22 protein-coding genes and 1 tRNA gene are annotated in these 23,808 nt (G+C 67.6%); 11 read left to right on the forward strand and 12 right to left on the reverse strand.

Translation table 11 applies throughout. The features are described from left to right. Positions 1-39 precede the first annotated feature (39 nt). Complete coding sequence (thiS, locus tag JR065_RS16485) at positions 40-240, reverse strand: sulfur carrier protein ThiS (RefSeq protein ID WP_206235395.1); 201 nt, start codon at positions 238-240, stop codon at positions 40-42. Between the two features lie 157 nt (positions 241-397). Here thiS and JR065_RS16490 point away from each other — a divergent pair, with 157 nt between their 5' ends. After that, on the forward strand, positions 398-2,218 hold the full coding sequence (locus JR065_RS16490; RefSeq protein ID WP_206235396.1) for an autotransporter outer membrane beta-barrel domain-containing protein: 1,821 nt from the start codon (positions 398-400) through the stop codon (positions 2,216-2,218). A 210-nt stretch (positions 2,219-2,428) separates the two neighbouring features. After that, a tRNA-Gly gene (locus JR065_RS16495) sits at positions 2,429-2,502 on the forward strand. Positions 2,503-2,871: 369 nt separating this feature from the next. Here the strand turns inward: JR065_RS16495 and JR065_RS16500 are convergent. The 3 genes from JR065_RS16500 to JR065_RS16510 all read right to left on the reverse strand — a co-directional run bounded on the left by JR065_RS16500 (position 2,872) and on the right by JR065_RS16510 (position 4,713). Then, the gene (locus tag JR065_RS16500) at positions 2,872-3,654 is read right to left on the reverse strand and encodes an alpha/beta fold hydrolase (protein WP_241093689.1); all 783 of its coding nucleotides are present in this window, start codon (positions 3,652-3,654) and stop codon (positions 2,872-2,874) included. Positions 3,655-3,795: 141 nt separating this feature from the next. Then, complete coding sequence (locus JR065_RS16505; protein ID WP_206235397.1) at positions 3,796-3,984, reverse strand: hypothetical protein; 189 nt, start codon at positions 3,982-3,984, stop codon at positions 3,796-3,798. A 117-nt stretch (positions 3,985-4,101) separates the two neighbouring features. Then, entirely contained in the window at positions 4,102-4,713 is a 612-nt protein-coding gene (locus JR065_RS16510) for a glutathione S-transferase family protein (protein ID WP_206235398.1), read from the reverse strand. 123 nt (positions 4,714-4,836) lie between these two features. On the opposite strand from JR065_RS16510, the gene JR065_RS16515 reads away from it, so the two are divergent. The 3 genes from JR065_RS16515 to JR065_RS16525 all read left to right on the forward strand — a co-directional run bounded on the left by JR065_RS16515 (position 4,837) and on the right by JR065_RS16525 (position 9,935). Next, entirely contained in the window at positions 4,837-5,631 is a 795-nt protein-coding gene (locus JR065_RS16515; RefSeq protein ID WP_206235399.1) for a helix-turn-helix domain-containing protein, read from the forward strand. 360 nt (positions 5,632-5,991) lie between these two features. Continuing rightward, the gene (locus JR065_RS16520) at positions 5,992-8,028 is read left to right on the forward strand and encodes a DUF4034 domain-containing protein (RefSeq protein WP_206235400.1); all 2,037 of its coding nucleotides are present in this window, start codon (positions 5,992-5,994) and stop codon (positions 8,026-8,028) included. Between the two features lie 8 nt (positions 8,029-8,036). Continuing rightward, complete coding sequence (locus JR065_RS16525) at positions 8,037-9,935, forward strand: M48 family metalloprotease (RefSeq protein ID WP_206235401.1); 1,899 nt, start codon at positions 8,037-8,039, stop codon at positions 9,933-9,935. Positions 9,936-10,034: 99 nt separating this feature from the next. Here JR065_RS16525 and JR065_RS16530 read toward each other — a convergent pair whose 3' ends face one another. Continuing rightward, on the reverse strand, positions 10,035-11,051 hold the full coding sequence (locus tag JR065_RS16530; RefSeq protein ID WP_206235402.1) for a hypothetical protein: 1,017 nt from the start codon (positions 11,049-11,051) through the stop codon (positions 10,035-10,037). 6 nt (positions 11,052-11,057) lie between these two features. Further along, positions 11,058-11,669: a winged helix-turn-helix domain-containing protein gene (locus tag JR065_RS16535; protein WP_206235403.1), complete on the reverse strand. Its 612-nt coding sequence runs from the start codon at positions 11,667-11,669 to the stop codon at positions 11,058-11,060. 51 nt (positions 11,670-11,720) lie between these two features. Here JR065_RS16535 and JR065_RS16540 point away from each other — a divergent pair, with 51 nt between their 5' ends. Continuing rightward, positions 11,721-13,085, forward strand: a complete 1,365-nt coding sequence (locus tag JR065_RS16540) for a S41 family peptidase (RefSeq protein WP_206235404.1) — start codon at positions 11,721-11,723, stop codon at positions 13,083-13,085. Between the two features lie 399 nt (positions 13,086-13,484). Here the strand turns inward: JR065_RS16540 and JR065_RS16545 are convergent, their stop codons facing one another. Together JR065_RS16545 and JR065_RS16550 are read right to left on the reverse strand one after the other, a co-directional pair. Further along, positions 13,485-13,988: a DUF4274 domain-containing protein gene (locus JR065_RS16545; RefSeq protein WP_206235405.1), complete on the reverse strand. Its 504-nt coding sequence runs from the start codon at positions 13,986-13,988 to the stop codon at positions 13,485-13,487. Positions 13,989-14,379: 391 nt separating this feature from the next. After that, positions 14,380-15,123: an SDR family NAD(P)-dependent oxidoreductase gene (locus tag JR065_RS16550; protein ID WP_206235406.1), complete on the reverse strand. Its 744-nt coding sequence runs from the start codon at positions 15,121-15,123 to the stop codon at positions 14,380-14,382. Between the two features lie 96 nt (positions 15,124-15,219). On the opposite strand from JR065_RS16550, the gene JR065_RS16555 reads away from it, so the two are divergent. Further along, the gene (locus JR065_RS16555) at positions 15,220-16,200 is read left to right on the forward strand and encodes an AraC family transcriptional regulator (protein ID WP_206235407.1); all 981 of its coding nucleotides are present in this window, start codon (positions 15,220-15,222) and stop codon (positions 16,198-16,200) included. Here JR065_RS16555 and JR065_RS16560 read toward each other — a convergent pair. The 4 genes from JR065_RS16560 to JR065_RS16575 form a co-directional block, all read right to left on the reverse strand. Then, a complete protein-coding gene (locus JR065_RS16560) occupies positions 16,193-17,941 on the reverse strand; it encodes a sensor domain-containing diguanylate cyclase (RefSeq protein WP_206235408.1) in 1,749 nt (582 codons plus the stop codon). The genes JR065_RS16555 and JR065_RS16560 overlap by 8 nt on opposite strands. A 153-nt stretch (positions 17,942-18,094) precedes the next feature. Further along, positions 18,095-18,415 (reverse strand): hypothetical protein, encoded by a 321-nt coding sequence (locus tag JR065_RS16565; protein ID WP_206235409.1) that lies wholly within the window; start codon positions 18,413-18,415, stop codon positions 18,095-18,097. Positions 18,416-18,720: 305 nt separating this feature from the next. Beyond that, the gene (locus tag JR065_RS16570; protein ID WP_206235410.1) at positions 18,721-19,617 is read right to left on the reverse strand and encodes an alpha/beta fold hydrolase; all 897 of its coding nucleotides are present in this window, start codon (positions 19,615-19,617) and stop codon (positions 18,721-18,723) included. 23 nt (positions 19,618-19,640) lie between these two features. After that, entirely contained in the window at positions 19,641-20,549 is a 909-nt protein-coding gene (locus JR065_RS16575; RefSeq protein ID WP_206235411.1) for an alpha/beta fold hydrolase, read from the reverse strand. A gap of 86 nt (positions 20,550-20,635) precedes the next feature. Between JR065_RS16575 and JR065_RS16580 the strand changes: the two genes are divergently transcribed. The 4 genes from JR065_RS16580 to JR065_RS16595 form a co-directional block, all read left to right on the forward strand. Beyond that, a complete protein-coding gene (locus JR065_RS16580) occupies positions 20,636-21,022 on the forward strand; it encodes a MerR family transcriptional regulator (protein ID WP_206235412.1) in 387 nt (128 codons plus the stop codon). Between the two features lie 259 nt (positions 21,023-21,281). Beyond that, the gene (locus JR065_RS16585) at positions 21,282-22,208 is read left to right on the forward strand and encodes a Ku protein (RefSeq protein ID WP_206235413.1); all 927 of its coding nucleotides are present in this window, start codon (positions 21,282-21,284) and stop codon (positions 22,206-22,208) included. Between the two features lie 51 nt (positions 22,209-22,259). Then, entirely contained in the window at positions 22,260-22,436 is a 177-nt protein-coding gene (locus tag JR065_RS16590) for a DUF3606 domain-containing protein (protein ID WP_206235414.1), read from the forward strand. 12 nt (positions 22,437-22,448) lie between these two features. Further along, on the forward strand, positions 22,449-23,808 hold a 1,360-nt coding region (locus JR065_RS16595), incomplete at its 3' end, for a DNA polymerase ligase N-terminal domain-containing protein (protein ID WP_277420161.1).

Here is a 23,808-nt window from a genome sequence, read left to right on the forward strand (position 1 = left end):
CGCGCGCGCGCCGCGGCAGCCCGGGCGGTAGGCGAACGCTCAGCCGCCGCCGAGCGCGTGCACGATCTCGACCCGGTCGCCCTCGCGCAGCGCATGGCTGGCGTGCTGGCCGCGCGGCACGATCGCGCCGTTCACCTCGACCGCGACGCGGCGCTGGGCGAGGCCTTCCTCGTGCAGCAGGTCGGCCACGGTGAGGCCGGATTCGAGCTGGCGGGCTTCGCCGTTGAGTTCGATGTTCATGTCATCATTGTGCCGATGCGCGCCGTGCGGCGCGCGATGTATTGCGGCAGTGCAACGTGAGCGGCGGCGGCAGAGATGGAATCATGCCGACCATGCGGCTACGTATGTTCACGGCCGTTCTCTTGGTTCACCGTCATTATCGCCTGGGAGGGCACCCATGACTTCCTCCATCCGTCCGTTCCGCTCGCTGCTGGCCGCCGCGATCGTGCTCGCCGCCGCGCCCGCGTTCGCGCAGCAGACCTATAGCCGCACCGTGTTCTTCGGCGACAGCCTGACCGACGCCGGCTACTACCGGCCGCTGCTGCCGGCCTCGGCGCAGGCGGTGACCGGCCAGTTCACGACCAATCCGGACTGGGTGTGGGCGCAGTACATCGCCGACTACTACGCCACCAATGCCAGCGCCAACGGCAACGGCCAGGTCGGCGACAACTACGCCGCCGGCAACGCCCGCGTGGGCGTGGCCAATCCCAGCGCGCTGGGCGTGGCGCCGTCGCTGGCGACGCAGGCCGGCAACTACCTGGCCGCCAACGGCGGCAAGGCCGACCCGAACGCGCTGTACAGCGTGTGGGGCGGCGCCAACGACCTGCTCGCGGTCGCGGGCGGCGCGCCGCTGCAGGGCACGGTCGGCAACGCGGTGACCGCGCAGGTCGGCATCGTCGCCAGCCTGCAGGACGCCGGCGCGCGCTACGTCATGGTCACCACCATCCCCGACGTCGGCCTCACCCCGCGGTTCCGCGCCGGCGGCGCGGCGGCGATGGCGCAAGGCACCGCACTGAGCAGCGCCTACAACGATGCGTTGTTCGCCGGGTTGCGCGGCGCCGGGCTGCGGGTGATCCCGGTGGATACCTTCCACCTGCTGCAGGAGGTGGTCGCCAGCCCGTCCACCTACGGCTTCAGCAACGTCACCGGCACCGCCTGCCAGCCGCAGATCACCGCGCAGTCGTTGACCTGCAATCCGACCAGCTACGTCAGCGCCGACGCGCCGGACAGCTACGTGTTCGCCGACGGCATCCATCCCACCGGCCGCACCCACGAACTGCTCGCGCAGTACGCGCTGTCGATCCTGGAAGGCCCGCGCCTGCAGCAGGTGCTGAGCCATTCGGCGCAGGTCACCGGCCGCGCGCGCGCCGACCAGGTCGCCTGGCACGTCGACGGCCGCCCGGAAAGCGACGGCATGCGCTGGTGGGGCAACCTGCGCGGCGACATGCAGCGCTACGCGCACGGCGACCTGTACGACGGCCTGGCGCCGGCCGGCCTGTTCGGCCTGGACTGGTCGCGCGGCGAGTGGGTGTTCGGCGGCTTCGGCGGCTTCGGCCGCGTGGACGCGGACTTCGGCAACAGCGGCGGCGACTACACCCAGGACGACACCACGCTGGGCGGCTTCGCCGGCTGGTACGGCGAACGCGCCTGGGTCAACGCGCAGGTCAGCTACAGCTGGCTGAGCTACGACGTCACCCGCAAGGTCAACCTGGGGCCGGCGACCATCCAGCACGACGGCTCGCCGGACGCCAGCAACCTGACCGCGGCGCTGCAGGGCGGCTACGAGTTCGGCGAAGGCACGTTCAAGCACGGCCCGGTGGCCGCGGCGATCTGGCAGAAGGTCAAGCTCGACGGCTACACCGAGAGCAACCCGAACTCCAGCGCGCTGGGCTACTACGACCGCGACGTCGAGTCGCTGGTCGGCCGCCTGGGCTGGAAGGCGAGCGTCGATGCCGGCGCGGTGAAGCCCTACGTGCAGGCGACCTACGACCACGAGTTCAAGAAGGGCGAGGAAGCCACCGCATGGCTGCAGACCATGCCCGACCTGGGCGCCTACGCGGTGCCGGGGCTGGCCGTGGACCGCAACTACGCCTCGGTGGTGCTGGGCGCGCGCGCCACGCTGTTCGGCCTGGACAGCAACATCGGCATCTCGGCCACCACCGGCCAGGATCGCGCGCACGACACCACGCTGTTCGTGAACTTCGGCGGCAGCTTCTGATCGCAGGCGCTGTCGTCCCGACGTGCCCCGGCGACGTGCCGGGCACGCGGGCTGCTCATGGCCGTCGGCATGCAAGGGCATGCGGCTGCGGCGTCCTGGACGCCACACTGTAGGAGGGGCTTCAGCCCCGACGCTTTCGCGTCGCGCCCGCGCCTGGCGCGGGAATTCTTGCGCAACCGCCAGCCCAGCGCATAAACTGCAGCCGTTGTCGCGGGCGTAGCTCAATGGTAGAGCTGTAGCTTCCCAAGCTACTGACGTGGGTTCGATTCCCATCGCCCGCTCCATTCGCGTCTGCGGACTAGGTTCCGCGCGCCGCTGGACGATCGGCGGCCGTTCTCAAGCACGCCCGGAATGCCTGCCTGACCATCCAAAGCCGACCAGAGCCGATGCTCGAATGGCTCGATCGCGTTGTCGGCCAACCGCGAAGTTGCCGCCATGCCGCGCCGAGATCGCCATGGCATTGTGAGGGACTGTTGCGGCACGCCCTTATGATTTCCGTCTGAATAGTCGCGCGTCAGCGGTTCAAGCCGCAAAGGCGGATGCGCCCTGTTTCCTCTGCGCGCTAACCATGTTCCATGGAGATGCCTCGACCGCAGGCATCGATTGCAGCAGATAAAATCCCGAGAGCTCGGCATGCCTTCCAACGAGAGCGCTCAGCCGTGACCAGCAGCTTCCAGGATAAGCGCGCTGACTTCGCGTGGGTGCGAGATTAGCGAAAGATGGCTGGCTGGCAGCTCTATCGTCTTTGCTTTCATCCTCTTGGCCAGATACCGCTGCAGCTCGGGATTGATGGTGCGGTCATCGCCCGACACCGCATAATAAGCAGGTTTCGAGCGCCATGCTGCATCCGTGACCGTGCCCGCCAGCAAGGCTTTCTGAAAGGGATACTGCGTCGCATAAAGTACCTTCGCTCTCGCGGGAGGGACGTCACCGGCGAAATCGCGCAAAAACGCCTCTTCGGTGAGCCTGCCTTCATCACCATCGTAGACGATCCCCGCGGTGGCGGGAGGAGTAGGGTATTTTTTTGCGAGCGCCGCGAAGTCTTCGTTCGCATCGGGCGCGCGAGCGGCGATATAGACAACGGCCGAGACATTAGGATGCATCCCGGCTTGGGTCACGATCATTCCGCCGAACGAGTGGCCGACCAGGACGGTTGGGCCGTCCTGGCGAGCGAGTACGCGCTCGGCTGCTGCAGTCGATTGAGCCAGGGTCGTCAGGGGGTTCTGAACGGACGTGACGGTGAGCCCCTTCGGCTGCAAGAGGGTTATGACGTCGTTCCAGCAGGAGCCATCGGCAAAGAGGCCGTGCACCAGGACGATATTGCGCGCTTTGGGCGGACGACCTGCTGCGGGAGCCGCCATGCCCTTCGTCGCAAGGAGGGTAGCGGCTGCTGCTCCGATGAAAGTGGCAGAGAATGTGCGCCGGTTCATGACCATTTTCGATCTCCTTTCTTGGTTTGGTTGTGCCGCCTTCGGGATGGGAGGCGGCCGCTGCGGCTAATTCCAGTCTTCGCCCTGTTCGAGGCTCATCCGTTCGTATGCCGGCCGCCCATGATGCAGAGACGCATTCGTGACCCTTCAAGGCGCCGAGCGAGGACGCAGGAACCAGTCAAAGTGTTTTGCTATCAATGGGCTCACAACGAAGACAATGAGGCTTACCGTGATCGGTGTCAGAACCAGTGTTCGATGCCACACGGCCCAGGTGTCGGCCAGCGGGCTCAATGCATAGAGCAGGAGTGTCACGATGGGGTAAACGAATACGATCATGACGATCGTGATTCTGATTCTGGATGGTCTGATCGTACCTGCGGCGGGGCCGTCGCATGCCCTCAGCCGCTTCGAATCGCAGGGCATGGTCTTGGGCGCGTTCAAGTCACTGGCCTCTCAGTATTCGGCGCTGGGCCGCTGGCGAAACTTCCTGTACCAGGCGTCAAGACGCGGATGGGCGGAGCCGAAGGGTTGGTCGAACCTCTCCCGGCATGTCTGGAAAATTGAAAATACCGTGCAGTCCGCGATCGTGGGCCTGTCTCCGGCCAGGAACTCGTTGTCTCCGATCGTCGCTTCCAGGGCATCCAATATTTCGGTGACGTACCCGAAGAGCCTGGTTGCAACCTCCGCTGATGGGGATGGCTCCTTGGCAGGAAAGGATCGGGTCACGTTCCACAGCCAAAGCTGGGAGCGGACCACCAGATCAGTGCCCAGGCGCTCAAGCGACCGTATCTTCGCTCGAGAGAGGGCATCCGTCCCCATCATTGGCGTGTCGGGATACAACTCCTCCAGATACTCGACGATGGCGGCCGAGTCCGTGATCGGCACGCCCTCGTCGGTGACGAGTGTCGGGGCCCGTCCGCTGGGATTGATTGCGAGGTACTCGCGCGACTTGTGCTCGCCTCCCGCGTAATCCAGTTCATAACGCGGAACGTCTATCCCTTTTTCATTCAGGTAGACGATAACGCGCCGCGGATTCGTGCCCCTTTGAAACTGGTAGAGGCGCATACGATCCAACCTTCCGGCTTTGGCATTTCGATCACTGGTCATTCGCGGGAGATTACGCACAATTTATCGCGTTACAATGTGGTTTTTATGCTATTACTAAAGTGATGCCTTGCGAGGTGACAAGTGGCGTCTGATCGCTTAGCGCGCGTGCCGGCCAGGCAGGCGCTGTCCGACTTCATCCGCCACTGTCGCGAGCGCGCTTCTCCAGAATCGCTTGGCCTGCCGCAGGGGCGCCGCCGTCGGACCAGAGGCCTTCGTCGCGAGGAAATCGCCGCGTTGGCGGGTGTCGGTTTGACGTGGTACACCTGGTTCGAGCAGGGACGCGACATAGCGGTATCGGACGATTTCCTCCATCGGTTGGCGCGAGGGCTCCGGCTCGACCGAGCCGAACGAGAGCACCTTTTTGCACTGGCTGGCCGTGAGACATTTGCGGATGGAGCTGAAAGTGTCGAGCCTCCGCCGTCGCTCGTGAGGATGATCAATGCTCTCGACCAGGCCGCCTACCTAATGAACAGCGCTTGGGATGTTCTGGCCCATAACGGAGCGGCCAGGATCCTGTTCGAAGACTTCAGATTGCCGCGACCGAATATCCTCCGCATCGTCTTCTTTTCCGACCACTACCGGCAGAAGATTCAAGACTGGCCGTACGCCGCGAGACTCGTCCTGCTCAAGGCGCGCCATGACTACCTGACGGGCGGGAAGAGCCCGATTCTAAGGACCATCCTCGACGAGGTTCTTCAAGTCGTTCCACAAGCCATGCAGTGGTGGGATGATCCCGAAATCCTTCCGATCGGCGATACGGACATTACGCTCCGCGACGCACTCGGCAATTGGCGCAGCTATCGCCTCAATATCCTCGTCTCCAAGGACAGGCCCGGACTTCGCATCGCCTTCTACGATGAAGAACCAGTAGCTTAGAGTGGACAGCCTTGCGTGGCCGTGATTTCGATGCCGTCCGCGCCGGCTTGGGTCGCCTGGCTACTGGCATGCAGGCAGTCATCCCATCTCCAGTTCCCAAGACCATCTTCTCGCAAGCAGAAGCGCTCGGCCCTCTGCCTGGCCCACGAACGCATCTCATGGTAGTGGACAGATGAGTGAGCATCGCCGCCGTCCCAAGGCAGGCATCCGTCCCGCACTCGTCCAGCAGGACTTCCGACCGGGCGTAGGGCACCTGCCGGAAGTCGCCAGGCAGCCGCTGCGCGAGCCGCGCAACTAAGACACGCGGCCCGGGCATAATCCGTCCGGACATTCCTGCCCCCGGTGATCCAGAGGACCTTCATGCAAACCGCCACAAGCCGATTTCCCTTGTCCCTGGAAGGCCCTGGATGGGCCCGGTTCCGCCAGCAGGACGACCTGCGAACGGCGATGCGCGAGCGGCGTTTCGACGAGGTCGAGCGCATGTTGGCGGAACTGGAGGCGGCCTGGTGGCAATCCGCCGATACGCCCGACGACCGCTACACGTACCTGGCGACCGACTCCGGCCTGTTCGACTATGCCAGCGTCGGCGAAACCCTCAGGCTCGAGTTGCTGGATGACTGGAGCCGGGCATATCCGGGCTCCTACCATGCTAGATACCTCACCGGCCACTACCATTTCCGCCGCGCCTGCGACATCCGCACCGCAGCCTGGGCCTCGGATGTCGGCGAGGACCAATGGGTCGCTGCCCACATGGCGTGCGCCACCGCGGCCGAGCATCTGTTGAAGGCGATGGCGCTCTCGGAGCGGCCGGCGCTCGCGGCCGAAACGATGATGCAGATCAGCCAGTATCTTGGCCAGCCGGACTTCGTCGATGCATTGTTCCGCGGCGAGCCTGTCGAAAAGACCATGCAGCGCGAGGAGTTCGAGCCGGACCTCTACGAGGCGGCATGTGCCCGGCTCGCCAGGCATGGATTGAAGCCGCCCTGCATCGTGACGGCAACGCTGCCTTCCGCGCTCCCGCCGATGGAAGAGGGGGATCTGGAGAACGCCGGCTTCTACTGGCTGCGCTACTGCCTGTCGCTGAGGCCACGATGGCCGGATATCCTGGCCGACTATGCGCAGTACCTGAGTCCCAGGTGGGGCGGCGGCGATGGCGAAGTCGAAAAGTTCGCCACCGGTCCGTGGTGCGCTTCGCTGAGCGAGCAGGAACGCAATGCGGTGCGCTGGCCGGGCATCCGCGACGCGCTGACGCTTCCCGACTATCCGCAGCCCGGCGACGTGCGCGAAATCGCCGCCAGGCAGAGGATCTTCGAGAACTGGCTGGCCCGGGATCTGTCGGACCGCCTGCGCTTCATTTCGCTGGGCAACTACGCTAATTTCACCCATTTTTCGCTGGCCGACGCGGAGTTGGCGCATCAGCGGCATGTCGAATCCGTTCGCCATTGCAAGGCGCCGGGAACCTACCCGGCCATCGATGGACCGTTCCGCGACTTCACCAACGTGATGCTGATCAGGCGGTTCGAGGATCACGAAGGCGCCTATGCCAAGGTCCTGCAAACGGCGGTTCGCCGGTTCGACGAGCCGACGATGCTCACCGTGGCGGCATTCGCCTGGCAGTTCGGCATGTGGGGAATCCAGGCCGATCCGGCGATCGCCACGCAGCTGATCGAGCGGGCGGTGCAGCTCGAACCGTTCTACGAGCCGGATGAATTCAGCCCGATGCACGCGTGCCGGATGATATGGGACGGAGGCTTCCAGAAGGAGGCGACCTATCTGACCCGCGCATTCGCCGAGCGGCGCGCCTATTCGGCCGCGGCCAGCATGTACGACATCACCAACGGGATTCGACCCGACACCGATCCGGCACTGCTCGACAGCGCCGAAGCCAGCCGTTGGCTGGAACTGGCCGTGGAGGACGGCGAAGCGGTAGCGCTGCACAACTACGCATGGCGCCTGGAGAACGTCGACCATCTCGATCTGACGGTCCGGGAGAATTTCGAGCGCGTTCGCGGTCTCTATCTCGGCGCGATGCACGGCGGCATCGAAATGGCGAGGATCAGGCTCGCCAGCGTCGACCGGCGGCACGGGACCGAGGAGGAAAAGCAGCAGGCGGTGGCCGGGATGAAGGCCATTCTCTCCCATCATGACGACCACGTGGCCGGCGAGGCCTATGGCGAGATCGTCCTGGCCTACAAGTATGGCCAGGGCGTTCCCAAGAGCGAGTACGTCGCCATGCAATGGTTCGACCGCTACAAGGAGCTTTTCCCCGACCACTCGACCCTGGAGTGGATGGAAGCGCAGGTCTATGGAGCGACCGGGATGCAAATGGCCGGACGGGCGTTGAAGGCCTTCTTCGTCGGCAAGAAGCTCTCCAGCGAGCATCTCCCGCCGAAATAGGCATCGCGATGAACCGTCCGCTGCCGCCGCCGCGCGAAGGCCGATGGCGGGCCCTGATCTGGCTCGCCTCCGGCGATGCGTTCCTGCTCTCGTGCGGAACCGCGCTGGTCCTGTCGCCGCTTGCGCTCGCCCTGTGGCTGCCTTCGCCGCTGTGGCTGGCGCTTCTGGCCTTGCCATCGCTGTCGTGGTTCTTCTATGGGGTGATGGTCCTGCGCGCGTATGCGGCAGTGCCGGCGCCTGCCTCGAGCGGGATCGTGCTGGAACCCGGCAGGGTTCCGGTTCTCATGGAGGAACTCGAGCGGCTGCGGCTTGCCTGCGATGCGCCGGCGTTCACGGCGGTCCATGTCGATGCCGACCTCAATGCATCCATCTACCAGACCGGGTCCCGTGGCGGTCGGCCGCAGCACGTTCTGGTGCTTGGCTTGCCGCTGCTCGCCCTGCTGACGCCAAGACAGGCTGCCGCGGTCATCGCGCATGAGTACGCGCATATTTCCCGGCTGCATGGCCATTTCGCGCGCTGGGCCTACGTGGCCCGGCGGCGTTGGGTGGCGCTCGGCGAATTGCACGAGCGCAACCATCGGCTGATCACCGCGCCGATCAGGCTGTTTCTTGCGTGGTACGTGCCGCGCATGATGCGCGAGACGCTGGAGTTTTCGCGGCGCTGCGAGACGGTCGCCGATGCACAGGCGATCGCGGTGTGTGGCGGTGCCGTCGCGTTCGAGTCGCAGCTCGCCCTGGCGCTGCGGCAACGCGCCCTGTCCAGGCAGTTCTGGCCAGGGGTATTTGCCCAGGCGGGCGGTGCCGACCTTGCCCGGATGCAGCCCTTTTCCCGGCTTCTGGAGGAGCCTGCGGGCAGTCGCCCGCGCGATGGCGCGCAGGCCGCCGTCTGGCTGCACGAAAGCCTCTGCCGGAAGCCGGATCCCCGCAGCACGCACCCCGCGTTGCGCGAGCGCATCGGCGCAACGGGAGTCGACCCTGGAGCGCCGCTTCCCGATCGGTTGCCCTGGTGCCTTGACGGACCGTCCGCGGCGGCGGAGTGGCTCGGCAGCGAAGCGCCGCGCATTGCCGCGCAGCTCGACGCCGACTGGCGCCAGAACGCCGCGCAGGGCTGGCAGGATGCAGGAGAGGCGCATGCGTATCGGCACCGCGAGTTCTCGCGGTTGCTGCAGCGTCGCAAGCAGCAGGCGTTCGACGAGCAGGACTGGCTGCAGCTGGCGCAACTGGCGGAAACGTTCGACCAGGCAGGCGTCCTTCGCGCCGAAGCGATAGCGCAGGGATTGCAGCGGTCTCCTGCGGATCCGGCGCTTCTCCAGCTGAAAGCGGAGGATCTGGAGCGAGACGGTGCCATCGATGGGGCGATCGCCCTGTGGCAGCGCATCGAGCAAGACCGGCGTTCCTGCGGGTACCAGGCCCATCGCCGCCTTTGCGAACTCAACCTGCGGGCGGGAGACGCGCCCGCGGCGGAGCGCCACCGGCAGGTCGCGGACGGGCTGTGGGCGGGCGAAGCTGCGGAACCGGCTGCAGGCCCCGCCGCGCATGCAATGGATGCGTCCGAACTGGCGTTGCTGCAGGGCAGGCTTCAGCCGGTCTTCCAGCACGCACGCGCCGTCTGGCTTTGCCGCGATGCGTCGCCTGGCATGGCGGATTCGCCGCGGTGGCTTCTGTATGTCCAGGCGCACGACGGCTGGTTCATGCGGCTGGTCGGCAAGCTGACGGGCGAGGAGGACTTCAGCGCGTCGGCCTGCAAGCGGCTGCTGGAGCGTTTGCAGGCGCGACTGCATGTTTCCGTGGACGTCAGCTTCATCGGGCCTGGCCAGCGGCTTCCGGCCGGTTGCACCGAGGGCAGCCTGATCGCCCGGGCCGGTCTGGCTGTCCCGGCGCCGGCCGTCCCGTCCGAGAATGCATAGGCAGGGCATGGGCGTGCATCTCTGCGCGTTCCAGGAATGCCAGCGGCCTTCGAGCTACTGGCGGAAAGGGTGGGGCATGCGTCCCCCGCCTGCAGCTTCCTACCACGCCCGCCATTCGCTGGTGATGTCTTCGCCATCGTCCAGGCTGAAACCCGTTGCGCGCACGATCTCGTCGATCAGCGTGCCGAGTTCGTCGCGCTCCAGGGTCTCGATCATCCCGCTTCGCGCGTTGATCTCGTTCAAGCCGAGAACCAGCTCCTCGACCGCCACATGGATCGCCGGCGCGCTGGCGTTGCCGGTGGCGTCCTTGGCCGCGTCGATGAAGGCGTTGAGCAGCGCTTCGGCCGTTGCGATGTCCGGCTCGTTGAAGGTCCGATCGCCCTCGGCCAGCGCTTCCCGCCAGCGTGGCGTGGGAATCCTGGCCCGAAACGCTTCCAGCCGTTCGGCATTGCCGGGCACGATGGCGTGCTTGCCCAACGAGCCGCGGCGGCGCTTCGCCGCCAGCGCGGTCCGGTCGGCCTGGAGCAGGTAGACCGCCATCAGCCGATGGCCGCCGTCGTATTTGGCGATCACCTGCAGGCCGTCGATCGAATACGAATAGACGCTACGCTCGGCCGAATACTCCGGCAGGGTCGCGCTCTTGTCCTGCCGGAACGGAGCGGCGCCCAGTTTTTGGGACACCACATCGGCATCGTCGCCGAACGCCAGACCGAAAGGCAGCGCGGCAGCGTAGGCCCGCTGCGCCTGGTTGACCGCATCCGGCCCGGTAAAGAACAGCTGCACGACGATCATTTCCTGGTCGTCGGGCAGGGCTCTGGACCGTAGCTGCTCGTATTGGGCGAGGTAGGCCTGGAGAGGCTCGGCATGCAGGCCGAAGCCGCTGTTGGGGCCGCCGAAGAACCCCAGCTCGGCGTTGTGGCGGAAGTCCGCCGGGTCCAGTCGTTCGTGCTCGGCCAGATAGGAGGCGACCACCGGGTCGGCGATGCTGCGCCCAAGTATGTGGGTATGGTGCATTGGCGTTGCTTCCGTCATGTGGCCGTAAATTATTCTCAGCCATTGCTCGTTCCGGTGGAAAGCGCGCTCGCCGATGCGGCCCGACGCCGCCGGCAGCGGCATGAGCCGCTAGTCCGTCCGCCTGCCGCTTCTGCGCCGGCCTCGCACCGTCGCCGGCGCGAGCACGAACGCCAGGGACATCGGCCGATTGCGCGCTGCGTCGCGCGGGCGGCTCAGCAGGTCGCAAAGCCGCTCCAGCAGCGCGTTGGCCTCGGCCAGCTCCGCGTCGCTGAGCCAGCCCTTGTTGCGCGCGGCCCACAGTTGCCGGGCATCGCCTTCGACCACGGTGCCGGGCTGGTTCAGTGCGGCCTGGAAGTCGCGCTCGGCGATCTGCGCGAGGCCCTTGGCGTAGGCGGCGAGGGCATCGCGGGCCTCTTCGCTGGCCAGGTCGTAGGCCAGGCGCAACGGCGCGTCGCCGGCGCCGGCGAGCCGGAATATCCGTTCGCCGGCGGAGCCTTCGCGTTCGCGCAGGAGCCCGCTCTCGGCGAGGAGCTGCAGGTGGTAATAGAGCCCGTCCGCCGGCCGCCCCAGCTGCTCGGACAACTCCGCCACGGCCGCTTCTCCGCCCAGCGACGCCAGCGTGTCGACCAACTCCTGCCGTACCGGGGACGCCAGAAGGCGGATATGGGCCGGATCGCGGATCGCTCGGGTGTCGAGCGGCGGTTTCGATCGCTTCTTCATTTTGAAATTATATGGTACTTTTTCAACACTTGTTCCTCTGGGGGGATCCTCATGCCGAGGCCGCAACCGCTCCGGGCGCTGGTTCTCATCGTCGTGGCCGCGCTGGCGTCGGTGCCGGTGAGCCATGCGGCCCAACGCTACACCACGCAACAGATCGATGCCGACCTCGATGCGCTCGAGGCGGGCATTGCCGCGACCCATCCGGATCTTTCCCATTCGGTCGATCCGGCGCGGTTCGCGCGCGCCGTTGGCGCATTGCGGCAGCGGGGCTCGTCCGGGCGGGACCGCGATGCGGTCTGGAGGGAATTCTCGCTGCTCAATCCGTTGCTTGCGGACGGGCACCTGTTCGTCGGCTACGCCGACTGGCGCGAAGAGGCGCGGCAGCATCTGCGCGAGGGAGGCGCGCTGTTCCCCTACGAGGTCACGGTCGATGCGCAGGGGCGGGTGCGGATCCTCTCCGAACTGGGCGGCGCTGCGAGCGCGCTGGCAGGCGTCCAGGTCGAAGCCATCGACGGCGTTCCCGCCGAACGGGTCGCACGCGTGTTGCTCGCCCACGTCCACGGAGACAGCGCGCGTTTTCGCGCCGATCTGCTGTCCCGGCGCTGGTGGTTCTTCTACTGGAAGGTGTACGGCGCGCCCCCGGCATTCGAGCTGACCCTCGCCGGGCCGCCGCAGGTTCGGCTGCGCACGCCCGCAAGCCGCCAGCTGCCGTCGGTCATGGCCGGGGAGGACGATTTCGACCGGCAGTTCGGCTTCGAGCTGCGGCCGGGCGCCGCCGCGGTGATGACCCTCCGGACCTTCTCGTGGCCCGATCCGGACGCGTTCGTGGAATTCGCACGCCGCTGCTTCCAGCAGATGAAGGCTGCCGGCACGCGGACGCTGGTCATCGACGTGCGGCATAACGGCGGCGGCGACGATGCGATGTGGCTGCAAGGGCTGCTGCCCCATATCGCCGACCAGCCTTACCGATGGGCGTCGCGCTATACCAAGAAGGTGATCCGGGACGATCCTGCGAAACCCGAGCGGATCGGCGAGGTGCTGCGCGGGACCGTCGAGACGTGGAGCTCGCCGCCGCCGGCAGATCCGCTCCACTTCGACGGGAAGGTCTACGTCCTGATAGGTCCAGGGACCTATTCCTCGGCGGTCCTGTTCGCCAACACGGTGCAGGACTTCCGTTTCGGAACGCTGGTCGGAGAGGGGGCGAGCGTCAGGAGCACGCAGACCGGCGGCGTGCAGAAGATCGCATTGGCGCAGACCGGGCTCGCCCTGTGGTGTCCACGGCTCTTGCTGGTGCGGCCGTCGGGCGCGTCCGCGCCGGTGTGGCTGGAGCCCGACATCAGGGTCGACGACGATCCGTTGAGGCCCGATGCCATGGTGGAGGCGACGCTGGCGATCGCCGCCGCGGCGGCGAGGTGATCGGCCTGCACGGCGTGGCCTGTCTGCCGCGCCCGACGGGCAGGGCCGAGCCGCTGGCGTCGTTGCCGGCACGGTGGCGCGAGGCAGCGAGTGGGTGCCAGGGAGGTGGCGCTCACGTTCAGCGTCGCCTTCACCCGCCACGTCGGGCTGCCGCCGACGCGGTACGCGCACGCGGAGCGAGGCGCCCGGCGCGTGACGCGGGAATTCCTGTCGCCAAGACGTGGCGGCCATGCTGATGAACCGCCCGCTTGCGCTTCAGAATGCGCTGCCGCGATGCGGGTTGCGCGGGTTGCCTGGCGCCGCCTATCGCGACTGCGCCAGCACGCCATCGCGTCGGCGCCGGCGGGAAATCGCGGCTGTCCGTTCGTAGCGGCTCTTGCGCAAACGCAGCTGCCTGCCTTAGAAAGCGACGCCACGGGCCTTGAGTTCGGCGGCGACGTCAGGCGGCCATCCCTCTGCGTATCGATACGAAAGCTCGCGGCCTTGAAGAGGTCGAAAGACGCCGGCGTCCAATCGCCATGCGGGGCTGCCGTATTCCGCTTCGGCCAAGCGGTATTCGCGCTCTTCCCGTCGCAGGTCGTCCGGCTCGGAAGTGGCTATCTGGCTGCGGGCATAGAAGCCGGAGTTCCATCGCTCGGCGGTCCGGAACAGCAGATCAAACGGCTCGATACTGTAGGGCGCGTCCACGAGGACAGCCCCGCGGTTGGGAAAGCGAAGATAGTAGTGAGGGCCGCAGCCGATGATGAGATGTTGCGCTGTCGCCCGGTCACAGTCCGGCTGCGCCGCGATCCAAGCCAGGATGTCGATGCCTGCGTCCCAGTTCCAGTCCATGGCGACCTGATGCCAGTCGTCCGGACCATGCGCCTGAAGCCATCGCCGAAGGGTTCGTTCGTGTTCCTGCATCGGTCCCTCCAAGGCTTGACGTTGCGCTCGCCCGTCTGCGGGCGCCATTTGCGCGCATTGTCACACGCTGCGTTCGGCGTCTTGCGATCACTTGCCGATGGCCGCGACGCGTTGGTTCGCTTCGCCAGACGCCGGCGATGGTGGGTGCCCCCCGAGCCTGGTGGGTGCATCGAACAAGCCGTCGCGGCGCATCGGATTCGGGGCGGCGCGGGGAGTCATCGAAGTGTGCAAAAAACGTTGGATGGATCCATGCAAGGCGGCGCCATTGCCTCGCCCGGGTGAACTGCATCGGGGTCTCATGGGCCGGCCTTGCGATCGGCGCTGATGGAAGAGCGTACGTTCGCCGATGCGGGCGGCCGCCACAAGCGGCAACGTGGGAGCTATCCGCCACCTATCGCGACTGCGCCAGCGCCACCGCGTCGGCGCCGGCGGGGAATCGCAGCTGTCCGGTCGTGTCGTTGGCTGCGCGCCAGACCGCGTCGGCCACGTCGGACTCGGTAGTCACCGCCGCCGGTTGTGCGAAGGCGGCGAAGATCGGCGCGGCGAACTGTGCGTAGGTGTCGGGAATCAATCCCTGCATGCGCGCCTGTCCGTTGCGGGTGAAGCCCGTCGTCGGGCCGTAGCCCGGCTCCACCAGCCTGGCGCGCACCCCGAAGTGCTCCAGTTCGAACGCCAGCGATCCGGTGAATCCTTCGATGGCCGCCTTGCTCGCGGTGTAGGCCGCCGCCAGCGGCATCCGCGCCAGCGTCACGCTGGAGGTCACGTTCACCACCACGCCTGCGCGGCGCGCGCGGAACTGGGGCAGCACGGCCTGGGTCATCGCCATGACGCCGAAGGTGTTGGTTTCGAACACCTCGCGCACCAGCGGCATCGGCGTGGCCTCGAAGGCGCCGACCACGCCGATGCCCGCGTTGTTGACGAGCGCGTCGAGGGGGCCGCATGCCTCGAGCGCGGCGGCGATGCTGTCGGGCTGGGTCACGTCGAGCGCGAGCACGCGCATCCGGTCCGACCGCGGCACGATCCCTTCGCGTGGCGTACGCATCGTCGCGATCACGTTCCAGCCCTGCGCGTGGAAGCGGCGTGCGGTCTCCAGGCCGTAGCCGGACGAGCAGCCAGTGATGAGGACGGTTTTCATGCGTGCTTCCTATGAGGTTAGAGTGCGGCCACGATAGGCGCGGTGCCGGAGACGATCTATCGTGTGGAGTCCGCCATTCGTTTGCGAGCGTCCAAGATGAGCGATCCGCTGTCGGAAGTCATCGCGCTGCTCCAGCCGCGCACCGTGTTTTCCAAGGCCATCAGCGGCGCCGGCCGCTGGGGCGTGCGCTATTCGGACTTCGGCCAGCCGAGCTTCTGCGCGGTGCTCGAGGGCCGCTGCCTGCTCGCCGTCGATGGGCAGGCGGCGGTCGCGTTGCAGGCGGGCGACTTCGTACTGCTGCCGGCGACGCCGGGCTTCACCCTGTCCGGATCCGAGCCGGCGCCGCCCGTGCGCATCGATCCGAAGCTGGCGCCTGCGCCGACCGACGAGGTGCGCCATGGCACGCGCGGCGGCAAGCCGGACGTGCGCCTGCTCGGCGGCTACTTCGTCTTCGATTCGCCCGATGCCGGATTGCTGGTCTCGCTGTTGCCCACGCTGGTGCATGTGCGCGGGGTCGAGCGGCTCTCGGTGCTGGTGCGGCTGGTGGGCGAGGAATCGAGGGAGCGCAGGCCCGGACGTGAACTCGTCCTCGGGCGGCTGGTGGAGGTGCTGCTGGTCGAAGCGCTGCGGGCCGCATCGGGCGAGGATGCGCCCGCGGGGCTGCTGCGCGGCCTGGCCGATGCGCGGCTCGCGCCGGCGATGAAGCAGATGCACGGGCAGGTCGCCCGCTCGTGGACCATGGCCCAGCTCGCGAAGAAGGCCGCGCTTTCGCGCTCGGCGTTCTTCGAGCGTTTCACCCGCATCGTCGGCCTGCCGCCGATGGAGTACCTGCTCGCCTGGCGCATGGCGGTGGCCAAGGATCTGCTGCGCCGCCAGCAGCTCGCGCTTGCCGAGGTCGCCGAACGTGTCGGCTACAGCTCGGCGAGCGCCTTCAGCACGGCGTTCAGCCGGCACGTGGGCCAACCTCCGAGCCGCTTCGCGCGTGCCGGCGAGCGCGATGTCGCGCAGCGTGCGCCGGAACGGCTAGGTTGTGCGGGCCCCGGCGGCGCAGCCTCGCCTCAGCTGCCGCCTATCTGAGCGCAACCAGGGATTTGCATGGCCCGTCTTGCTGTTGGCTGCCCCTGATCCTGGCGAGCAGGCCTGTATGGCCGAAATCACGCATTGGTGCCCCTCGCGAAGCGCGCTCGGTGCTGGCCGGGCGAGGATCCGGCGCGCCCGGCGTTGCCGCCGCGCTCGCGTCCAGGCCCTGCACGGATGCGCGCCCGCCGTGGTCATGCGGCGCAGTGCGCACACAGGCTGCATCCACAGGCGCGTCCGCACGGGCGCGCCGATGCGCGCCGACGTCGATGCAGGCGCGGTTTCGGCCCGCCTGCTTGGCCTGGTACAGCGCAGCGTCGGCCCTGGCGACCAGGTCGGCGACCGAACAGCGCTGATCCTCCAGGTCCACGCAGGCGATGCCGATGCTCACGGTCACCCGCGTGTCCGTCGGGCTGGAGGCGTGCGGCAGGGCCAGTTCGCGCACCGCCGCGAGCACCTGCTGGGCCAACTGCTCGGCGCCCTTCTCGTCGGTGAACGGCAGGATGAGCGCGAACTCCTCGCCGCCGTAACGGGCAGCGGCGTCGTGCAGCCGCAAGGCGCAGGACGCCAGGGCCTGGCCCACCCGCTGCAGGCAGGCGTCGCCGTTCACGTGTCCATAGGCGTCGTTGTAGAGCTTGAAATGGTCGACGTCGATCATCAGCATCGAGACCGGCGAGCGCGCGGCGTCGCCCTGCTGCAGTGCGCGCTGCATCTTGTAGTCGAAGCCGCGACGGTTGTAGATGCCGGTGAGCGGATCGATCCACGCTTCCGTGCTCAGCTTGGTCTGGCTCGCGTGCATCCGCCGCAGCTGCAGGTCCAGCCATATGCCAAGGCCCAGCAGCAGCGCGCACCCGGCAATGGCGATGGTCGCGCGATGCAAGGCCAGTTGCCGCCATGGCGCGAGCACTTCGTCGCTGGATACCCCGGCCAGCACCGAGAGCGAAAACGGGCGCGCCTGGGCGAATCCGGAAATCCGCTCGACCCCGTCGACGGGCGAACGGTACATGGCCCAGCCGCGGCGCAGCGTGTGCATGGCCTGGTAGATCTGCGTACCGGCGATGTTGGAGCCGCTCACGTTCTCGTCGTCCGGGTGGCGGGACACGACGGTGCCGTCGTCGTGCACGATGCCGATCGATCCGTGGCGGCCGACATTGAACGTGCTGTGGAAGTCCCTGAAGTACTGGAGCCGGATGCTGGCCAGCGCGACGCCGCCGAAGGAGCCGTCGGGATTGTTGATGCGCTTGGTCAGTGTGATGATCCACGAGCCGTCGGAGCGGCTGCGGATGGGACTGCCCACGAACGGCAGGCTGTCGCCGTGGCTCTTGTGGTGCTTGAAATAGGCCCGGTCGGAGTTGTTGTGGTGCCGCGGGCCGCCGGCCAGCGAAGAGTTCACCCAGCGCCCGTCGGCGTCGTAGACGAAGATGGCGTGCAGCCGGTCGGAGCGGTTGGCCTCCTCCACCAGGAACTGGTGCAGCGCCTGCGGCTCTTGGTCCGCACTGGTCTCGACGCGGTCGACGATGCCCGACAGCACCGACTCGGCGATCTCGAACGAGTCGCTGGTGTGCTGGGCGAGGGAACTGGCCAGGTTCAGCGAACTGGTCTGCGCGGTCCGCAGCGCCGCGGTCCGGGCATCGCGGATCGACCAGTACTCCGAGGCGGCCAGCATGGCGCAGGCCGCAACGATGAACACGTGCAGCGCCACCCGCTGGGCCAGATTCCTACGCTGTTTGCCTGTGGTCATGTCCGACTCCGCGGGGCTCGATAGGGCTGTCCATGCAATCCATGTGCCGTTCTGCGGCGACGCGGCCTGGCGGAGGCGTCTGAATGGGGCGGAGCCCGTCGGTCGATGCGCGACCGGGCGGCACGGGCTGCGGCGCGGCGGCTGGCGCAAGCCCTACGGCAGCGGCAGGTCGCGCTTGCCGGCCCTGAGGTGGGCCTGGGTATTGGTCGTATCGACGATCGACTTCAGTTGCCGCACCACCAGGGCGGTCCGGCCCGGCAACGGCACGGCGGTGATGCTGGCACCCAGGACCGTGGGCTTCGCACCGGCGATCGGTCCTGTCAGCATTTCGACCACGAGCTGGAACGTGGCGCGCCAGTGATCGCTCGGCGGCGCGTCGAGATGGGCAACGATGCGCTCGCCGTCCGCATACGCTTTGCCGCCCTCCGCTGGTACCTCGAAGCCGAGAATATGAACGGTTTTTACAGCGTGCATGACAAAAATCTAACGCATTCGTCCGTGAAGACGGCATGGAGCTGCCGCAGGCCGTTGTTTGCGTGCAGCTCCCGCTGAGCAGCCACGTCATGTGACTGATATCACGGTATCGGTTGGCGGGTCCGACTCGAGGTGCGTCGAGCGAGGACTTGAGGTGGTGGAAAGCCTCGCAGGCGCAAAGCGGCACGGGGCGGGCTTCGCCGAGCGGCCAGCGAGCCGGGGACCGGGCGCCCCACGATCGCGACGGCCAAGCGCCCCGTCGGTTCGCTCTGGCGCTTGCGAGCAGGACCGGCGTACGCGACGTATTACCGCCGCAGGAACGCCAGCACTTCCTCCACCACCTGTTCCGACGATTGCTCCGGCTGGAGGTGCCCGCCCTCCAGCGCCTTGCCGCTGGCGTCGCTCGCCCAGCGGCGCCACAGGTCCAGCGGCGAGGCCGCGCCGGCCTGCGTTCGCGGCCATAGCACCAGCACCGGGCACTGCAGCCTCCTGCCCGCGGCCCGGTCCGCCGCGTCGTGCTCCAGGTCGTCCGCTGCCGCGGCGCGGTAGTCCTCGCAGATCGCGTGGCGTACCGCCGGATCGCCGAACGCGGCCTTGTACGCCGCGAGCGCGGCCGGGTCGACCTTGTCCAGCCCTCCGGCCATCCGTGCCAACGTAGCCTCGATGAAGGCGTCGGGATCGGCCGACAGCAGCCGCTCCGGCAGGTCGAACGGCTGCGCGAGCAGGAACCAATGGAAATTGGCGAGGCCTCTCCGCATGTCCAGCGCCTCCCACGCCTCCAGGGTCGGGACCACGGCCAGCGACGCGTAGCGGGACACCCGGTCCGGATGGTCCAGCGCCAGCCGGTATCCGGCGCGCGCGCCGCGATCGTGGCCGACGACGCCGAAGCGCCGGTGTCCCAGCTGCGCCATCATCGCGACCAGCGCATCGCCGACCCGGCGCTTGCTCCAGCGAGGATGATCGGCGTGCGTGCGGCTGCCGCCGTATCCGGGCAGGTCCGGCGCGATCACCGTGAACGCCTGCGCCAGCCGCGGCGCCACCAGGCGCCAGGCCAGGTGCGTCTGCGGGTAGCCGTGCAGCAGCAGCAACGGCGGGCCGGCGCCGCCGGTCACGCCGTCGAACGAGACGCCGCCGGCGTCGACCTGCAGCCGGCCGAAGCCGGGAAACGCGCTGAGCGGATCATGGAGACGGCGAACGGACATGGAAGCCTCCTGCGCTTGCGCCCTCAGCGCGGGGCCGTGGCGTCGACGAAGGCGGACAGGTCGCGGCCGAACCGGGCCGATTCCTCCACGAACGGCGCATGCCCCGAGTCCGCGTAGAGCGTGCTGCGGATGCGGGGGTTCAGCGCCGTGGCGCGGGCAATCGCCGGCCGCACCTGCACCAGCGCATCGCGCGCGCCGTAGATCAGCAAGACCGGCGCCCGCGCCTTGCCCAGCCCGCGCGAGGCATCGACCGTCATCGACTGCACCGCGCGCTGCATGTCCCACGACGCCATCGCGGCATTGGCGAGCAGGCGCTCGAAGGTGGCCGTGTCGGGCCGGGTGTGGAAGCACAGGCCGAGGAATTCGCGCACGCTGTCCAGGTGGGTCTTCAGGTCCGGCGAGTTCAGGTCGCGGTACAGCTGCGGATGCGCCACGATCTGCTCCGGCTTCAGCTCGATCACGCCGGCGACGTACACCGCGCCGGCGATGCGGTCGTCGCCGAACTTGGCCAGGTAGTTGGAGATGACCGCGCCGCCCAGCGACCACCCGACCAGCACCGGCCTGCGTGCATTCGACGCGGCGATGACCGCCGCCAGATCGTCCGCCCAGCGGCTGCCGTCGGCATAGGCGCCGGCATCGGCCGGCTTGCCGGAAAGGCCGTGTCCGCGCAGGTCGTAGGCGATCATGCGATAGCGCTGCAGCTGCGGGGCGTTCAGTTGCGCGTCCCAGTTCAGGTGGCTGCCGAGCAGGCCGTGGATGAAGACGATGGCCGGGCCATGGGGGTCGCCGGCTTCCTGCACGGCCAGCGTGACGCCGTCCGGCGCAGTGACCGTGTAGCGCCTGGTCTCGGCCAGCGCGGCCAACGGCGCGGCCAGCAGCGTTGCGGCCAGCGCAAGGGCGAACACGGCGCGGTGGAACAGTCGGGTGGGCATGGGATGGCTCCTGGTGGGACAGTTCCTGCAGTCTCGGCCCTCACACTGGTGTGAGGGTCAAGCGGCAGCGGTGCTATGCTTTTTTCATGAGTACCGTCACCCCCCAGCGCTCGCTGAGCATCGGCGAATTGGCCCGCGAAACCGGCGCGAGCGCGCGTTCGATCCGCCACTACGACGAACATGGCCTGCTGACGTCGCTGCGCGCCGGTAACGGCTATCGCGTGTTCCCGCACAAGGCGATCGTCCAGGTCAGGCAGATCCAGCGCATGATCGCCACGGGGTTCAGCCTGGCCGAGATCCGCGCCTTTCCCGACTGCATGCGCATGATCGAGGGCGCCAACGCGTGCCCCGAGACCACCGAGGCGCAGCGCAGGCGCCTGGCGTCCATCGAGCGGCAGATCACCGATCTGGAGCGACGCCGCGCGCGCCTGCTCAAGACCCTGGCCGAAGGCGTCGTGCCGCCGCTGGACTAGCGACCGGCGCGGACGCTTCCTGTGCTTTTGCGACGCCCCGGCCGGCGGCGAGAGCGGGCCGCAACGCGGGCGGCGGTCATGCCTGCGGCGCCTGTGACGGTCGCCGTCAGAGCATTGCGGCACGTTCGCCGCGGTGGCCTGGCCGCGTCGGGATCGGCGCGCACCGCTGATCGAAGCCAGGCCTGTTCACGTTGAGCCCACACCGACGGGGATAGAAATCCGTAGACAAGGCCGGACGGCTGGCCGCATGAGGACACACATGGCCAGGCCCATCTGGAGTGGCTCGCTTTCGTTCGGGTTGCTCAACATTCCGGTTTCGTTGATGTCGGGCGAGCGCCGCACCGATCTGAGCTTCCGCATGCTCGATTCGCGCGACAAGAAGCCAATCCGTTTCGAGCGCGTCAATGCCGACACCGGCGAAGAGGTGCCGTGGAAGGACATCATCAAGGCCTTCGAATACGACAAGGGCAGCTATGTCGTGGTGGAGAAGGAGGACATCGCCGCGGCGGCGCCTGAGACGCATGAATCGGTCGACGTGGAGGCCTTCGTGGACGCATCGAGCATCGGGCTGCGCTTCTTCGAGAAGCCCTACATCCTGGTGCCGGGCAAGAAGGCGGAAAAAGGCTATGTGCTGCTGCGCGAGACGTTGAAGCAGACCGGCAAGGTCGGCATCGCCCGGGTGGTGATCCGCACGCGCGAATACCTGTGCGCGGTGATGCCAGAAGGCGACGCGCTGATCCTGATCCTGCTGCGCTACCCGCAGGAGCTGGTGGCGCCGGAGGACTACAAGCTGCCGCAGGGCCAGGCCGGCGACTACCGGATCGCGCCCAAGGAACTGGAGATGGCCAAGCAGCTGATCGAGTCGATGACCTCCGAGTGGGCGCCGGACACCTACCACGACGAGTTCCGCGCACGGCTGTCGGCGATCATCCAGAAACGGATCAAGGACAGCGGCGCGACCACCAAGCTCGAAGAGCCGCCGGAGCACGAGGACGCCACCACCAACGTGGTGGACTTCATGTCGCTGCTGCAGAAGAGCCTGGAGACCAACAAGCGAACGCCGGCCAAGTCCACGCCGGTGAAGACCACTTCCAAGAGCACGGCGTCCAAGAGCGCCGCCAAGAGCGCGGCCAAGAAGACCGCCAAGCGGGCCGCACCCGCGAAGAAGGCCAGGAAGAAGGCCTGACCCCCTTTCCATCCGCGCTACCGGCGCCACTTTGCAGGAGAAGACACCCGCATGAGCGACAACAAGAACAACCCGGGCAGCCCCGACCGCGATCGCATCAACGTCAACGAGGACTACGAACTGCAGTACTGGACCAAGGCGCTTGGCGTGTCGGCCGAGGCGCTTCGCGAGGCGGTCAAGGCGGTCGGCCCGACCGCGGCGGCGGTGCGCGCGCACCTGAAAAAATAAGAGCCGCGCCGCATGAGCCTGGCCGAGTACCGCCGCAAGCGCCGCTTCGACAAGACCCAGGAGCCCGAGCCGGGCAAGGCGTTGGCCGAAGGGCGGCGCGCGATGTTCGTGGTGCAGCTGCATCACGCCAGCCGCAGGCACTACGACTTCAGGCTGCAGGTGGGCGATGCGCTGAAGAGCTGGGCCGTGCCCAAGGGCCCCAGCTACGACCCCAAGGTCAAGCGCATGGCGGTCGAGGTGGAGGACCATCCGCTGGACTACGCCTCGTTCGAGGGCGAGATCCCCAAGGGCGAGTACGGCGGCGGGCATGTGGCGCAGTTCGACCACGGCGTGTGGTCCACCGCCGGCGATCCGGAGGCGCAACTGGCCAAGGGCCACCTGCGCTTCGAACTGTTCGGCAGCAAGCTCAAGGGCGGCTGGCACCTGGTGCGTTCGGGCAAGCCCGCGCGCCAGCCGCAGTGGCTGCTGTTCAAGGAGGACGACGCCTTCGCCAGCGACGTGGAAGCGGACGACCTGCTGGCCGACGTGACCGCGCCGCCGGCCGAAGACCTCAAGCGCGCCGGCGTCGGCAAGGCGCAGAAGAAAAAGCTCACCGCCATCGCCTTGCCGAAGAAGGGGCGCCGGAAGGACTGGGCGAAGAAGGCCGCCGCGCTAGCCGGCGCCAGGCCGGCGCCGGCGCCCACCGGGCCGTTCGCGCCGCAGCTGGCCAGGCTCGGCGAAGCCCCGCCCAAGGGCAGGCAATGGATCCACGAGATCAAGTGGGACGGCTACCGGATCCTGGCCACCGTCGCCGACGGCGCGGTCAGCCTGTGGTCGCGCAATGCGCTGGAATGGACCGACAAGATCCCGGAGATCCGCGATGCGATCGCGGCGCTGGGCCTGCGGTCGGCGGCGCTGGACGGCGAACTGATCGCCGGCAGCGGGATGAAGGAGGATTTCAACCTGCTGCAGGCGATCCTTTCCGGCGAGCGCCAGGGCGAACTGGCGCTGGCGCTGTTCGACCTGCTGCACGTGGACGGCATCGACATCGCCGATGCGCCGCTGATCGAACGCAAGGCACTGCTGCAGGAAGTGCTGGAGGGAAGCACCGGGCATCTGGCCTTCAGCTCGCACATCGCCGGCGACGGCGAGACCGCGTTCCGGCTGGCCGGAGAGCGGCACTTCGAGGGCATCATCTCCAAGCGCGCGGACCGCGGCTACCACGGCGGGCGCAGCGAGGATTGGCGCAAGACCAAGCAGCTGATCTCCGACGAGTTCGCGGTGGTCGGCTATACCGCGCCCAAGGGCAGCCGCACCGGCTTCGGTTCGCTGCTGCTGGCCAGGCCGGATCCAAAGCACGGCTGGCTCTACGCGGGGCGGGTGGGCTCCGGGT

Origin of the sequence: Xanthomonas sp. (assembly GCF_017163755.1) — a bacterium.
GTDB lineage: Bacteria > Pseudomonadota > Gammaproteobacteria > Xanthomonadales > Xanthomonadaceae > Xanthomonas_A.

Excerpts from the sequence above, each read along its gene's own strand:
- thiS (WP_206235395.1), bottom strand. The coding sequence starts at position 240 with ATGAACATCGAACTCAACGGCGAAGCCCGCCAGCTCGAATCCGGCCTC.
- JR065_RS16490 (WP_206235396.1), top strand. The coding sequence starts at position 398 with ATGACTTCCTCCATCCGTCCGTTCCGCTCGCTGCTGGCCGCCGCGATC.
- JR065_RS16500 (WP_241093689.1), bottom strand. The coding sequence starts at position 3,654 with ATGGTCATGAACCGGCGCACATTCTCTGCCACTTTCATCGGAGCAGCA.
- JR065_RS16505 (WP_206235397.1), bottom strand. The coding sequence starts at position 3,984 with ATGATCGTATTCGTTTACCCCATCGTGACACTCCTGCTCTATGCATTG.
- JR065_RS16510 (WP_206235398.1), bottom strand. The coding sequence starts at position 4,713 with ATGCGCCTCTACCAGTTTCAAAGGGGCACGAATCCGCGGCGCGTTATC.
- JR065_RS16520 (WP_206235400.1), top strand. The coding sequence starts at position 5,992 with ATGCAAACCGCCACAAGCCGATTTCCCTTGTCCCTGGAAGGCCCTGGA.
- JR065_RS16525 (WP_206235401.1), top strand. The coding sequence starts at position 8,037 with ATGAACCGTCCGCTGCCGCCGCCGCGCGAAGGCCGATGGCGGGCCCTG.
- JR065_RS16530 (WP_206235402.1), bottom strand. The coding sequence starts at position 11,051 with ATGCCGCTGCCGGCGGCGTCGGGCCGCATCGGCGAGCGCGCTTTCCAC.
- JR065_RS16535 (WP_206235403.1), bottom strand. The coding sequence starts at position 11,669 with ATGAAGAAGCGATCGAAACCGCCGCTCGACACCCGAGCGATCCGCGAT.
- JR065_RS16540 (WP_206235404.1), top strand. The coding sequence starts at position 11,721 with ATGCCGAGGCCGCAACCGCTCCGGGCGCTGGTTCTCATCGTCGTGGCC.
- JR065_RS16545 (WP_206235405.1), bottom strand. The coding sequence starts at position 13,988 with ATGCAGGAACACGAACGAACCCTTCGGCGATGGCTTCAGGCGCATGGT.
- JR065_RS16550 (WP_206235406.1), bottom strand. The coding sequence starts at position 15,123 with ATGAAAACCGTCCTCATCACTGGCTGCTCGTCCGGCTACGGCCTGGAG.
- JR065_RS16555 (WP_206235407.1), top strand. The coding sequence starts at position 15,220 with ATGAGCGATCCGCTGTCGGAAGTCATCGCGCTGCTCCAGCCGCGCACC.
- JR065_RS16560 (WP_206235408.1), bottom strand. The coding sequence starts at position 17,941 with ATGACCACAGGCAAACAGCGTAGGAATCTGGCCCAGCGGGTGGCGCTG.
- JR065_RS16565 (WP_206235409.1), bottom strand. The coding sequence starts at position 18,415 with ATGCACGCTGTAAAAACCGTTCATATTCTCGGCTTCGAGGTACCAGCG.
- JR065_RS16570 (WP_206235410.1), bottom strand. The coding sequence starts at position 19,617 with ATGTCCGTTCGCCGTCTCCATGATCCGCTCAGCGCGTTTCCCGGCTTC.
- JR065_RS16575 (WP_206235411.1), bottom strand. The coding sequence starts at position 20,549 with ATGCCCACCCGACTGTTCCACCGCGCCGTGTTCGCCCTTGCGCTGGCC.
- JR065_RS16580 (WP_206235412.1), top strand. The coding sequence starts at position 20,636 with ATGAGTACCGTCACCCCCCAGCGCTCGCTGAGCATCGGCGAATTGGCC.
- JR065_RS16585 (WP_206235413.1), top strand. The coding sequence starts at position 21,282 with ATGGCCAGGCCCATCTGGAGTGGCTCGCTTTCGTTCGGGTTGCTCAAC.
- JR065_RS16590 (WP_206235414.1), top strand. The coding sequence starts at position 22,260 with ATGAGCGACAACAAGAACAACCCGGGCAGCCCCGACCGCGATCGCATC.